Here is a 12,221-nt window from a genome sequence, read left to right as displayed (position 1 = left end):
TTTGCGTTTTCGTAGGAGCGAGCTTGCTCGCGAACGATGTTTTCCAATGGTTACGATGCTCGGACGGTTCGCGAGCAAGCTCGCTCCTACAGGGTAGTCCTACCTATCCGGCGCAACGGGTGCCGATCGCTCAGTCGGCCACCGGCCGCAGCGGCAAGCGCACCCGGAAGCGCGCTCCGCCCTTGTGGTTGTCCACCGACAGGCTGCCGCCCATGTTGCGGATCAGGTCATGGCTCACCGACAGCCCCAGGCCCGTGCCCTTGCCGATCGGCTTGGTGGTGAAGAACGGCTCGAAGATCCGCTCCATCAGGGCTTCATCGATGCCGCCGGCGTTATCCCGCACGTGCAGTTCGACCCATCCCGCATCGGCGCAGGGTTCCTGCGACAGGCCGATCCAGCGCGCGCCCTCGCCGTCCCGCCCGAGCAGCGCATCGCGCGCGTTGGCCAGCAGGTTGATCAGCACCTGCTCCAGCTGATCGGCGAAGCCGTGGACCACCACCCGCTGCAGCGGTGGCCGGCACTCCAGCAGGATGCCCTGCTGCGTCAGGCTCTCGCTCAGTAGCTCCAGCGCACCTTCGCAGGCCGCGAAGGGATCGAAGGGCGACATCTCCAGCTCGGAGGTGCGGCTGAACACCCCCATGTGGGCGACCACCCGGGACAGGCGGTCGATCTGGGCGTCCGCGCGCTCGATCTTGTCCTTCAGGTAGTCGGCATCGGCCAGCCGCTGACGCGCGTTGTACAGCGCCATGCGCATCACATGCAGGGGCTGCTTCATTTCGTGGGTCATGCCGCTGACCATCTCGCCCAGGCTGGCCATCTTCGCCCCCTGCGCCAACTGCTGCTGGGCGCGGCGTACGGCGGTGTTGTCGCGCCCGACCGCCTGCACCTCCACCAGTTGCCCGTCGGCATCCAGCAAGGGGCGGTCCGCCCAGACCAGCCAGAGGTTGCGCTGGCCGGGCAGCGAGAAGCGCAATTCCCAAGAGTCGTCACTGGTCACCTGCGCGCCTCCGACCAGCCGGGCACGCAGGGCGCTGCAATCCTGAGCGGAAAGCCACTCATCCAGGCGCCGGCCGAGCAGCGCCTCCACCGGCTCGCCCAGCACCTGGGCGAAGGTGTGGTTGATGAAGGTCAGGGTGAGGTCCGGGGCGTAACGGCAGATCAGCGCCGGCGAGTCTTCCACCAGCACCCGGTAGCGCTCTTCGCTTTCGGCGATCTGCAGCGCCGCCAGATGCTGCTCGGTGACGTCCAGCCAGAGGCCGACCGCCTCCTGCGGAATGCCCTGGATATCGCGCAGCAGCTTGGCCTCGTCGTACAGCCAGTGCCACTCCCCGGCGGCATCGCGCAGGCGGTATTCGGTACGCACCCTGCCCTCGCGCAACAACTCGCGGCCACGGGCGAGGAAGATCTCCAGGTCCTCCGGGTGCACCCGTTCGGCCAGCGCCTGCCAGTTCTGCCCTTGCAGGTCGAGACCCAGCAGGTTGCCGGCGCTCTCGCTGTAGAACTCGGGAATCAGGTGCCCTTCTTCCACCCGCTGCACATAGATCACCACCGGCGCGCTGTCGATCAGGTTGCGCAGCCGCGCGTGGGCCGCCAGCGCCTGTTCCTCCTGCAGCTTGCCCTCGCTGATATCCAACAGCACGCCATCCATCATCTGGTCGCCGGCCCGGGCCTGCATCCGGCCTTGCAGGCGCAGCCAGCGGCGCGTCTGCATGGTCGCCTGGCCGCGCAGGCGCAGATCCTGCACCAGGCGTGCGCCGGGCTGCAGGTTGCGCAGGCGCAGGCGAAGCTCATCGGCGTCGGCCGGGTGCAGCATCGCCAGCAGGTCGGCCAGGGCCAGTTCACCCTGCCCGGCGCCGAGCCCGAGGCATGCCGCCACGGCCGGCGACAGCTCGAACACCTCGTCTTCAAGACGCATCCGCCACCAACCGCCGCCGACCATGTCCTGCAGCAGGCTCAGGCGCCGGCTGCTGTCGCGCAGGTTGTGCAGTTCGGAACGCTCATGCACCAGGTTGGCGAGGATTTCCGCCAGGTACTGCCAGTCGCTGGGCGTCGGCCCCTGGGCGGCGGCGCCCGGCCCCGCCGGTTCGGCCAGCAGCCCGGCCAGGCGTCCGCCACGGACCGGCGCCGGCACCAGGTACAGGCAGTCGCAGCAGAGCATCCGCAACAGCTCGGAATGACCTGCGCCAGCCTCCAGCAGATAGGCGCCGGAGGCCTGTCGCAGTTCACCATCGGGCAGCGTCAGGCCCTCGCGCAACAGGCTGTCGAACCCCGGCTGGACGTGGCAGGCGAAGACTTTCAGCACGCCATCGGCCGACTCCAGCAGCAGCGCCATCGAGCGCATCTGGAAGGCGCCACAGAAGGACTCCAGCACCTCGCCCACCGCGTCGCCCAGGCGCCGCTGCGAGCTGTGCCGCAAGCGTGCCAGCAGCAGCTTGCTGAGGTTCAGGCATTGCAATTTGTGCTGCTGGCTGTCGGACTGCCAGTTCAGGTCGGAGATATCGGTGCCCAGCAACAGGCAATGCTCGTCGGCCTGCAATACCGCCTGGAAGCGGCACACCAGCGGCAGGTCACCGGTGCTGCGCAGCGCCAGATCGACCCGCTCGCCGCCACGCAACCCCGTCAGCGGCATGCTGCCGGGCAGGCGGCGCTCCAGGTAGTCGCCCAGCGCCGGCAACTCCGCGCCACCGGAGGGCGTCAGCAGCCGATGTACCTGCCTCCCACCACGGGCCACCACCCGGTCGCGGCCGTCCAGCTCCAGCCAGATGTCCCAGTGCGCCGCGGCGGTCGGCGGCTCCACCGCCTCGGCCGTCAACGCCGGGCGCTGCCGCGCAGCCAGGGGACGGTTAGGCGCAGGCTCCGGCGGCTCGTCATCCTGCGAGCCGGTCAGCGAGCGGAAGAAATCGAACATTGCGATCCTTAGAGCAGCAGGCTGGCCCGAGCAGTCAGGACATCCGGCAGACGCGGGATAGTGCCGATGCCTGGCAAGGTGAGCAACGGCACAATGGGTGAGGCAGTGTAGGGATAGCTGACGCACACGTTGATACGGGTGAAGTCGCCCTCTTCGACGGGGGGAGCCAGGTAGGTGCCACCGTCACACCCCTGGTGCCAGGTGGGCGGCATCCACCTCAGGCGATACTCCACTTCCTGATTGACCGCCTGCTGCAACAGGGCGTAGTAAGCCTCCTTTTGCGGCTGCGGATTAACCGATATAGCAATACGCGCACCAGACGCAGCGGCATCGTTGAATGCCTGCAACATCAGCAACGGCACGCAGTAACCGAGCAAACCGTAGAGCACCGCGAAGAACAGCACGAAAACCCCAGCGAATTCGATCGCCACCGCTCCGCGTTGCCTCTGGAAACTGCCGATTCCTTTCATCCGCGGCACTCCTCGAATAACTTCGATGCTTGATTGATCGCTCAGGTTTTCAATAATTGATTGATCGTTCAGTTAATCGGCTGCGCGAAAGAATCCTGAAGAAACTTTTGGCAGAACCCGGCGCTGATTGATTAATACTAGATGCTGCTGGCGAAGAGACATTCCCGGTATAAGGTATTAACTCTTTCGTGTGAACAGGGATGCTCCCGATGCTGGTCAACTTCCTGCTGCTGGGCTGGTTCGCGGTGTGTGCCTACCAGGACCTGACACGCCTGCGCGTGAGCAACCTGCTGACCCTGGGCGGCGCGCTGATCGCGGCGGCCTTCCTGCTGACCACAGGCCATACGCTGACCGGTCATTCGCCGCAGGCCGCGCTGGTGGCTGCTCTTCTGGCTCTGGCGCTGAGCGTGCCGGGCTATCTGCTGGGCAAACTGGGCGCCGCCGACGTCAAGGCACTGCTCGCCCTCGCCCTGGCCAGTGATCCGCAACTGTTGCTCTATGTACTGGCGCTGGCGAGCCTGATCAGCCTGGCACTGATGTTAGCCAGCAAACTTTCGATGAGATCGGATTGGATCAAGGCTAATTTCCAAACGAAATTAGCGAGACTGTTACCGTCGCGGCTCAAGTCCTTCCCTTTTATATTTTCCCTGTTTGCCGGGCTGCTGGCGTATATCGCATTTTTCCACTGAACAATTTCTTCACATGGCGGACCCCAGACTTAACGACTATATGCTATGGGTTAATACCATCCGTCACCTGATGTAGAAGCCGGCTACGGAAATCCAAAAGCCGGACGACAAGAACAATGTGTTTTGCCTTTGCAAGGAGCGTGCAGTCATGGACAAACCGGCCAATCGTCGCTTCAGCGTGCTGGTCATCGACGATGAACCCCAGGTCACCGCCGAACTTTCCGAGCTTCTGGAAAACAGCGGCTACCGCTGCGTCATCAGCGACAGCAAGGACAGCGCCCTGCAGAAGTTTCGCGACGACAGCGCGATCGGGCTGGTGATCTGCGACCTGGGCCTGGGGCGGGACAATGGCATCCGCGTGGTCGAGGCGCTCAAGGAGATCGCCGGCGGCGGACGCTTCTTCGAAACCATCATCCTCACCGGCCAGCAGGGCAGCCAGGAAGTGATAGAAGCGATGCGCGTAGGCGTCGCCGACTACTACCAGAAGCCGGTCGCGCCGCTGGACCTGCTCAATGGGCTGGAACGCCTGGAAGCGCGCCTGCACGAGCGCATCCGCAGCCAGCTCAGCCTGAGCCATGTGAACCAGCGCCTGGAGTACCTGGCCGAGTCGCTCAACTCGATCTCGCGGGATATCCACAAGATCAAGTACGAGGTACATGGCGGCGGACAGCCGTCCAGCGTCCTCAAGCAGGAGCAGCCTGAAGCGCCGGAACGCCAGGTGAACAATGCCGAACAGATCGCGCCGGTGGTGAACAACCCGCTGTTCAACAAGCTATCGCCGCGCCAGCAAGCGGTGGCGCGACTGGTCAGCAAGGGCCTGACCAACTACCAGATCGCCTACGACCTGGGCATTACCGAGAACACCGTGAAACTCTACGTATCCCAGGTGCTGCGACTGATGCACATGCACAACCGCACCCAGCTGGCCCTGGCGCTCTCCCCCAGCGCGTCGCATAGCAGCGCGGTGCACTGATCTCCAGACCAACAGTGGATGTCCGGAGCTGGGCGTCCACCGGGTCAGATCAGCAGTTCATTGGTTTGAGTTTGTAGATCGATAAGACGGACATCGAGGTTGCCTACCTGGATACCGAGCAAGCTGAGTAAAGGGTCCAGTACCTTCGCCCCCAGGTCGGAAAGGATTGGAGCCAGCGCAGCGGTCAATCCGGTGGTCAAGTCCGCCACAGTCTTGAACAGTCCGTTTAGCAGTCCCCCAAGCACATCCCCCACCAGACAGCCGAGAAAGTTATTGCAGGGCGCCAATGTCACTTGAATCTGGAGATTGCGGCCGATATCGCTAAGGCCATTGGCCAAGGCATTGCCCACGGGTGTCGATATCCGTTTGACTTCGCTAGGTAGATCATTGCGACTGGCGACGACGAACTCCAGCGGCTGGTCGGAGTTGCTGCCGATATCGATCATGGCCGGAACGCTCCCGGATTTAGGTGCAATGCTGACCGACGCCAGGCTGTCCTTTGCCGCCCCAAGTACGTGAGTGTTGAAACTCAAGTTTTCGATGGTTGCAAGGCTGGCCGCCGCCTGGATCGTGGCTGTTGAGGAGTGCGCGACTCCCCCGCATTGAATACTCGCCAAGGCCGCATGCCCGCTGATCGCACGCAGACTCAGATTGATCTCCGTCGAAACGATACCCAACAGATTGGCCGTCGCCCCCAACGACAGCCTGACTTGTGCAGGCTTGGCATCGGTCCGCCAGGAGCCATCGGTATTCTTTCCCGGATAACCAATAGCAATCTGCGGCGGCTGAATGACGTAGAGCGTTGCTGTCAGGTTGGTGACGCCAGGCACGGACAAGTTCACCGTGGGGATACTCACTGCCGATTCCTTGTTCGCCGCCATCGCCGTCGCCATCAGCAGATCCAGCAGATTCACCTCCGAATCCAGTGCTGTCTCGGACAGCTCGCTGGGCGTGGTAACGCTCAGGATCGACGCCAGGTCAATCCTGGTAATGGGTACCGTCGCTCCCGCCAACGCGTTGCCGAGCAAGGCCGTGTCCACCCCCGCGGTATTGGACGCGCTAACCGCGTTGACCGCTGCATCGAGCAACTCGGCAACCCCCACATTGGTGTTGACGAGTTCCTCTACCGTGCCAACGTTCAAGTTCAACTGCGTCGCAAGGTCACGCAACGATAGATTGGCGCCAGCAATGCCGTTGTAACTGGCGACATCCAGGTCGATGCGCAGCAGCGCGCCCAGAAGATCGTTGAGCAGCGCCGATTTGCTGGAGTCCAGGTCGAACAAGCCACTTCCGGCGGATAACGCGCCGAGGGCTGTACGCCTTGCCACGGCCTCAGCTCTCAGTTGCGTCTGCGCCGACACGCCCTTGAATACACTGGCGACGTTGAGGATCAGGCTCGACGGTACATTATGAGTGACCCGGACCTTCACAGAGTCCGCAAGATTGCCTCCGGGACTGAACCCCCGGAGTAACAGCGGACGTCCAGCGTCGTCCTTCAGTTTGATACTTCCCAGAACGCCCGTCAGCTCTTCACCAGTCGCCGGGACGAAGCCATTCTTCGCCGCGCTCGCCGTCACATACCCCTGAATCTCTGTCGCCTGCTGCGAACCGCACATCCCACTCTGCCCAGCCGCCTCCAGCGCCGCCATATCGGCCACCCGCTGCAACTTGCGCTGCTCGTAGTACAAGCGTCCGGTGTCGACCACCAGCGCCAGACAGACCAACGCTAGCAGCAATGTCCCCGCCGCCATGATGCCGATCGCGCCCCGTTGCCGTTCGCGTCCCATGATCCGCTCCCGAAGAATCAATTCTTCCCGGTGCTGAAATCGTTGTTGTCGTCGAGCAGGTATTCGGGAATTTCGCGGGTATAGCTCTTCAGGTAGCGCTGGTAGGCGCGGTCACGTTCAGCCGCCGTGGCGCTCTGTGGGTAGGGCGATGCGGCGCGCCCGCTGCGCTGCAGGTCCAGCCAGGTCAGCACCTCCTGTTGATCGCGTTCGACGGTGCCAGGTTGCGCAGCCGGAGCCTCCACCGCCTGCGCCAGCAAGGGAGTGGCCAGCAGTGCGCCGGCGAAAATCCATGCCTTCATCATCGTCCTCCTCGCCCGCCTCAGCGGGCCTTGACCAGCAGCCCGGCGTCCCGCGCCGCGGCAGTGGTGTGATTCTGGGTCACGGGATCGATATCGACGACCGAGGTCTGGACCTGCACAACGGCATCGACCGGTTCGGTTACGGGCGCTGGCTGTTGACGGCTGAGGCTCTCCGCCGGCACGGGCGAGGAGCTCGACGAACGCAACGAATCGGCGCGTTCGTGGGCCTCGCGCACATCGTCGGTGGACAGGCCTGTGCGCTGGATCAAGCCCTCGGCCTGGGTGCTCTCGCCTTCCAGGTACATCAGGCTGAGCAGGTTGGTGGCCGGCAGCTTGCCGCCCTCGCTGAGCTCCAGCGCGGTAATGAACTCGAAACGCGCGCCGCTGCGGTCGCCGCGTTCCAGCAGCACCACGCCCAGGTCGTTGCGGAAGGCGCTGTCGGTCGGCTGCAGCCGCGCCGCCTCGCGCAACTCGCGCTCGGCCTCGATGCGGTTGCCGTTGCGCATGGCGATCAGGCCCAGGCCGTGGTGCGCCTCGCCGGCCTTGCAGGTGCCCAGCAGTGCCTGGTACTCGGTCCGCGCCAACGGACTGCCGATACGGCGCAGCGCCAGTGCCTTGCTCTCGCGCACGTCCAGCGAGTCCTGCGGTAGGGTTTCCAGATTGGCCAGGGCGGCGTGGGCGCGGCCCTGGTCGAGCATTTCCCGCACCAGGTTGAGCTGCAGCTCCACCGCTTGTGGCAAGTGCTCGTTGCACGCCTGGCCGACCGGGCTGCCGCCCAGCGTACCGAGGTTGGCGCAACCACCCAGCGTCAGGCTCAGCAGGCCCAGTGCAATTGCGTTTCTCATCTCATCCCCCCAACGCCTTGGTAATCGCGAGGAAACCTGGTCCGGCAAGGATGATCAGCAGGGCCGGGAACAATAGCAGCATCATCACCAGACTCATCTTCGCCGCGAGCTTGCTGACCTTTTCCTGCAAAGCGGTCAGCCGGCGGTCCTCGAACAGTTGCTTGAGTGTCTGCAGCGAACTGCGCGCGCTGCCACCCTGGCGCACCATCTGACGCAGCACATTGCAGCAATCACTGAGCTCGCTCACGGCCAGGCGCTTGTTGAGCAGATCGAGTTCGTCGCCCAGATCCAGGCCGCTGTCGATATGCGCCAGCACGGTTTCCAGCTCCTCGGCCAGCACCGGCACGATGCTCTTCCCCTCCTGGCGTACCACGCGCAGGCTCTGCTCTACCGTCAAACCGGAGTCGAACAGGATGCGGATCAGTTGGATGAACACGATCACTTCCTCCGCCAGGCGCTCGCAGCGCTTGCCGGCGAAATGCGCCAATACGCGCTTGGGCAGGAGAAACCCGATCCCGGCGGCGAATGCCACCGGCAGCAGCGACGACTCAAACAATGGCTTAGGTGCCAGGCTACTGCCCAATGCCAGTCCCGCAAACAGAAGTGGACACAGCAGTAGCGCCAACGAATAGATACTGCGCGGGGTGTTGCCGCCCCAGCCGGCCTGCTCCAGCAGCAAGCGCACTTCGTCGTCGCGTAACTGCAAGCGCTGCGCCAGCCCGCTGCCCCCCAAACGCTCCAGCAGGCCCGCCAGACGCCGGCCGCCGGACCGCGGCAAAGGTCCGCTGCCCAGGCGTTGCTCGATCAGGCGCTGCTCACGGCCGGCAGCGCGGCTCTGCGACAACCCCAGCAGCAGAGCGGCCAGCACCAGAATCACCACCAGCAGACCGTAGATCATTGGCATTCCAGGTCTCCTAGACACTCTTGAGCATGCGCCAGAGCGTGTAGCACCCCAGCACCTGCAGTCCGAGGGAGGTCAGCAGCAGCCAGCGCCCGCTGCTGTCGAGCCACATGTTCATCAGGTAGCCGGGGTTGGTGAGCAGGATGTAGGCCCCGAGACTCACCGGCAGGAGCGCCAGTACCAGGGCGCTGAGACGGGTCTCGCCGGTCATCGCGCGCAACTGCCGGCTAAGTTTTTCCCGCTCGTGGATGACCTTGATGATGTTTTCCAGAAGGTCCGTGGTGTTGCCGCCGTAGCGATGGTTCACCGCCACCCCAAGGGAAAACACGTGAAGCTCCTCCACGTCATACAGCTCCGCCACTTCCTGCAGTGCCTCGGGCAGGCTGATACCGAGCTGTACGTGATTGTTCGCCAGGCTGAAGACTTCCCGCAGAGGGTCATCCGAGGCGTTCACCGATTGGGCAATGGCATCTCCCAGGGTGCGCCCGGAGTGCAGGCTGCGCACCACCTGGTCGAGGAAGTTGGGCATTTGCCGGATCATCCGTTTCAGACGGCGCTGGTACAGCACGTTGAGCAGCACATGTCCGCCGGCCAGCGCCAATACAACAGCGCCCAGCGCTCCAAGCGCACCGCCCAGGCGGGCGCCGAGCCCCCCCATCACCAGCGCCGCCACGCCGAAACACAGCAGCCAGCGGCGCATGTCGGTAACACCCGCGCGGCGCATGCGTCGTGCCAGCCAGTGGCTGCTGCGGCCGCGCGCCGCTTCTGCCGTTAGTGAGCTGCCGCCGCTCAGGCGGCGCAGCACCTGCTCGTTGTGTCGCGTACGCCAGGCCATGACACCGGTCAGCAGTCCAAAGAGAGCCAGCACCAGGCTGACTGCGGCCAGCAACAGGGCGCCGCTCATACCACCACCTGGCGGAACTTAAGCCCGCCCGGCTGCGCGGTGCGGACGAATTGCCCGCTGCCACGGCGATCGAGGCTGAACAGGGAGTTGGTGACGTACACCCCATCACGTACTTCCAGCACTTCAATGATCTCGCTGATGCAGCGCCGACCGCTGGCCAGACGGGTGATCTGCACGATGATGTCCAGTGCCGAGCAGAGCATCTGCCGCAGTGTCTGCTCCGGCACCCGCTGGCCGGTCAGGCCGACCAGCATCTCCAGGCGCAGCAGCGAGTCCATGGCGGAGTTGGCGTGCACGGTGCTCATCGAACCGTCGTGGCCAGTGTTCATCGCCTGCAATACGTCGAGTACTTCCACCCCACGGATCTCGCCGAGGATGATGCGGTCCGGGCGCATCCGCAGGGCGTTGCGGATCAGCTCGCGGGCGGTGACCTCACCAAACCCCTCGGCGTTCGGCGGCCGGGTTTCCAGGCGCACCACGTGGTTATGGCCCAGTTGCAGCTCGGCGGTGTCCTCGATGGTGACGATGCGTTCACGCTCGTCGATGAAGCTGCTCATCACGTTGAGCAACGTGGTCTTGCCGGTGCCGGTGCCGCCGCTGATGAGGATGTTGCAGCGGCTCTCCACCGCCTGGCGGAGGAACGCCAGCATCGGCTCGTCGACGCTCTGGTAACCCAGCAGGTCGGCGCTCTTGAGCAGTTCCTTGCTGAATTTTCGGATCGACAGGCAGGGCCCATCCAGCGCCACCGGCGGAATGATCGCGTTGACCCGGCTACCGTCGGGCAGGCGCGCATCGACCATCGGACTGGACTCGTCCAGACGCCGCCCCAGCGGCGCGAGGATGCGCTGGATCACCCGCTGCACATGGTGATCGTCGATGAAGCGGAGGTCGCTCTGGTACAGCCGGCCAGCATGTTCGACGAAAACCCGGTCGGGGCCGTTGACCAGGATTTCCGAGATGTTCGGATCGCGCAGCAGGATTTCCAACGGGCCGAAACCGGTCAGCTCATCCACCACCTCTTCGGCGAGGCGGTCGAGTTCGTAGCGCGAAATCGCCAGCTGGCGGCGCGCGGCGTACTCGCTGACCTTCTCCGAGACGTACTGGGCCACTGCCGGGCGGGCGCCTTCCAGCAGGTTCATGCCGTCTTCGTCGATCTCGTCGATGATGTAGCGGTGCAGGCGCATTTTCAGCGCTTGCAGGTCCTGGTCATGACGCCCGGAAAAGCCGTCGCTGCCGTAGCTCATGGCCGCACCGCCTTCGGCCAACCGAGCCAGGCGAAGCGTCTTGGCCTTTCGCTAACCGTCGAGCCAAGATTGTCCGCCAGGTCGCGCAATTTCACCGTCAGCGGGTCGCGCGGCGACAGGTCGAACAGGCTCTGGCCGATGTTCTTCGCCCGCAGTCGCGCCTCCGGCGAGGCTGGCAGCACGCCGAACAGTTCCAGGCCGAACATCTTGCCCAGGGCCGCCGAGTCCGGCGGCACGGACGGCCAGTAGCGCTCGATCAGCAGTTCGATGCGCGGGAGCGCAGTACTGCGCTCCCGCAGCCGGCGCAGGCGCTCCAGCCCCTTCTTGCAGGAGGGCACGCTCTGATCCACCAGCCACAGTATGCGGTTGGCTTGTGCCAACAGCTGGCCGCTGAGCTCTCCCTCGGCAACGCCGGTAAGGTTGATCAGCACATGGGTAAACGCGCTGCGCAAGTTGCCCAGCAGCAGATAGATCTCGGCGGTAGTGACGCGCTCCAGGATGCCCGGCTCATCCGACAAACTGAGGATGCGCAGCCCGGAGTCATGACGGGTAAAGGCGCTGTCGATCAGCGTCTGGTCGAGACGGCGCAGGTTGCGCATGGCATCGGCGAAGCTGAAGGCCGACTCCATACCGAGAATCGCCAGCGCCTCTGCACTGGGCTGGCCGATATCCACCAGCAGCACGCGGTTATCCGCCTGGCGTTGCAGCGCCAGGGCCAGGTGCAGCGCCACGAAGGCGCCATCGGCGTCCGGCCGTGCGCTCACCAGGCTCACGAGCTCACCCTGCCGCGCGGCACTCACCGGCACGCTGGGCAGGCGTCCACCGAGGCGGCGGACCAGGCCGCTCAGCTCGCTGGCGCGGGCACCGTAAGTGACGAAGTCACGGGCGCCGGCACGCATCGCCGCCAGCACCAGCTGGTTGTCCAGGCCATCGCCCACCGCCACCACCGAGAGCAGCGGCCGGGCCGAGACCAGGCCCTCGACCAACGAACTCTGCGCCACGAGGTTGGCCTTGTTCAGGCTGGTGAACAGGACGCTGGCACCGGTGACATCGAGCAGCGCCAGCAGCTCTTCCAGGGTTCCACTGTTGGCCACCACCACCTGTCCACAGCTGGCTAGGCTGTTCTGCAACCACTCCTGCTCACCGGGATGCTGTACCAGTGCGACGAATGTCTGACTCATGCTGTCGCTCCCTTCCCGTT

Annotated in this window: 11 protein-coding genes; 2 read left to right on the top strand and 9 right to left on the bottom strand. The window is 64.5% G+C overall.

Features of this window, described 5'->3' with window-relative positions:
- Nucleotides 1–130: 130 nt before the first annotated feature.
- Both O6P39_RS05760 and O6P39_RS05755 read right to left on the bottom strand, forming a co-directional pair.
- Nucleotides 131–2,908, bottom strand: coding sequence for a PAS domain-containing sensor histidine kinase (locus tag O6P39_RS05760; protein WP_275610438.1), 2,778 nt, complete (start codon nucleotides 2,906–2,908; stop codon nucleotides 131–133).
- Between the two features lie 8 nt (nucleotides 2,909–2,916).
- Nucleotides 2,917–3,378, bottom strand: coding sequence for a TadE/TadG family type IV pilus assembly protein (locus O6P39_RS05755; protein ID WP_275610437.1), 462 nt, complete (start codon nucleotides 3,376–3,378; stop codon nucleotides 2,917–2,919).
- 209 nt (nucleotides 3,379–3,587) lie between these two features.
- On the opposite strand from O6P39_RS05755, the gene O6P39_RS05750 reads away from it, so the two are divergent.
- Nucleotides 3,588–4,067, top strand: a complete 480-nt coding sequence (locus tag O6P39_RS05750; protein WP_331316691.1) for a prepilin peptidase — start codon at nucleotides 3,588–3,590, stop codon at nucleotides 4,065–4,067.
- Nucleotides 4,068–4,215: 148 nt separating this feature from the next.
- Complete coding sequence (locus O6P39_RS05745; RefSeq protein ID WP_275610435.1) at nucleotides 4,216–5,040, top strand: response regulator transcription factor; 825 nt, start codon at nucleotides 4,216–4,218, stop codon at nucleotides 5,038–5,040.
- A gap of 44 nt (nucleotides 5,041–5,084) precedes the next feature.
- Here O6P39_RS05745 and O6P39_RS05740 read toward each other — a convergent pair whose 3' ends face one another.
- From O6P39_RS05740 to tadZ, 7 genes are read right to left on the bottom strand one after another with little or no spacing between them, the layout of a single operon-like run.
- Complete coding sequence (locus O6P39_RS05740) at nucleotides 5,085–6,827, bottom strand: pilus assembly protein TadG-related protein (protein ID WP_275610434.1); 1,743 nt, start codon at nucleotides 6,825–6,827, stop codon at nucleotides 5,085–5,087.
- Between the two features lie 17 nt (nucleotides 6,828–6,844).
- Nucleotides 6,845–7,126: a DUF3613 domain-containing protein gene (locus O6P39_RS05735; protein ID WP_275610433.1), complete on the bottom strand. Its 282-nt coding sequence runs from the start codon at nucleotides 7,124–7,126 to the stop codon at nucleotides 6,845–6,847.
- Nucleotides 7,127–7,146: 20 nt separating this feature from the next.
- Nucleotides 7,147–7,971, bottom strand: coding sequence for a hypothetical protein (locus O6P39_RS05730; protein WP_275610432.1), 825 nt, complete (start codon nucleotides 7,969–7,971; stop codon nucleotides 7,147–7,149).
- A 1-nt stretch (nucleotide 7,972) separates the two neighbouring features.
- Complete coding sequence (locus O6P39_RS05725; protein WP_275610431.1) at nucleotides 7,973–8,875, bottom strand: type II secretion system F family protein; 903 nt, start codon at nucleotides 8,873–8,875, stop codon at nucleotides 7,973–7,975.
- 10 nt (nucleotides 8,876–8,885) lie between these two features.
- Nucleotides 8,886–9,776, bottom strand: coding sequence for a type II secretion system F family protein (locus tag O6P39_RS05720; RefSeq protein WP_275610430.1), 891 nt, complete (start codon nucleotides 9,774–9,776; stop codon nucleotides 8,886–8,888).
- Complete coding sequence (gene tadA, locus O6P39_RS05715; RefSeq protein WP_275610429.1) at nucleotides 9,773–11,020, bottom strand: type 4b pilus Flp biogenesis ATPase TadA; 1,248 nt, start codon at nucleotides 11,018–11,020, stop codon at nucleotides 9,773–9,775. Before tadA ends, O6P39_RS05720 begins: the two co-directional genes overlap by 4 nt.
- Nucleotides 11,017–12,201 carry a type 4b pilus Flp biogenesis protein TadZ gene (tadZ, locus tag O6P39_RS05710; protein ID WP_275610428.1) on the bottom strand — a complete coding sequence of 395 codons (1,185 nt, stop codon included), beginning with the start codon at nucleotides 12,199–12,201 and terminating at the stop codon, nucleotides 11,017–11,019. Before tadZ ends, tadA begins: the two co-directional genes overlap by 4 nt.
- Between the last annotated feature and the right edge of the window lie 20 nt (nucleotides 12,202–12,221).

The sequence above is a fragment of the Pseudomonas sp. PSE14 genome, assembly GCF_029203285.1.
Classification (GTDB): Bacteria; Pseudomonadota; Gammaproteobacteria; order Pseudomonadales; family Pseudomonadaceae; genus Pseudomonas.
Note: the sequence above shows the minus strand (reverse complement) of the source record. Positions and strands in the feature narration are given on the sequence as shown.

What these genes read in the sequence shown, in the direction of transcription:
- O6P39_RS05735 (WP_275610433.1), bottom strand. Translation starts at nt 7,126, where the DNA reads ATGAAGGCATGGATTTTCGCCGGCGCACTGCTGGCCACTCCCTTGCTG.
- O6P39_RS05725 (WP_275610431.1), bottom strand. Translation starts at nt 8,875, where the DNA reads ATGCCAATGATCTACGGTCTGCTGGTGGTGATTCTGGTGCTGGCCGCT.
- O6P39_RS05755 (WP_275610437.1), bottom strand. Translation starts at nt 3,378, where the DNA reads ATGAAAGGAATCGGCAGTTTCCAGAGGCAACGCGGAGCGGTGGCGATC.
- O6P39_RS05760 (WP_275610438.1), bottom strand. Translation starts at nt 2,908, where the DNA reads ATGTTCGATTTCTTCCGCTCGCTGACCGGCTCGCAGGATGACGAGCCG.
- tadZ (WP_275610428.1), bottom strand. Translation starts at nt 12,201, where the DNA reads ATGAGTCAGACATTCGTCGCACTGGTACAGCATCCCGGTGAGCAGGAG.
- O6P39_RS05745 (WP_275610435.1), top strand. Translation starts at nt 4,216, where the DNA reads ATGGACAAACCGGCCAATCGTCGCTTCAGCGTGCTGGTCATCGACGAT.
- O6P39_RS05730 (WP_275610432.1), bottom strand. Translation starts at nt 7,971, where the DNA reads ATGAGAAACGCAATTGCACTGGGCCTGCTGAGCCTGACGCTGGGTGGT.
- O6P39_RS05740 (WP_275610434.1), bottom strand. Translation starts at nt 6,827, where the DNA reads ATGGGACGCGAACGGCAACGGGGCGCGATCGGCATCATGGCGGCGGGG.
- O6P39_RS05720 (WP_275610430.1), bottom strand. Translation starts at nt 9,776, where the DNA reads ATGAGCGGCGCCCTGTTGCTGGCCGCAGTCAGCCTGGTGCTGGCTCTC.
- tadA (WP_275610429.1), bottom strand. Translation starts at nt 11,020, where the DNA reads ATGAGCTACGGCAGCGACGGCTTTTCCGGGCGTCATGACCAGGACCTG.
- O6P39_RS05750 (WP_331316691.1), top strand. Translation starts at nt 3,588, where the DNA reads ATGCTGGTCAACTTCCTGCTGCTGGGCTGGTTCGCGGTGTGTGCCTAC.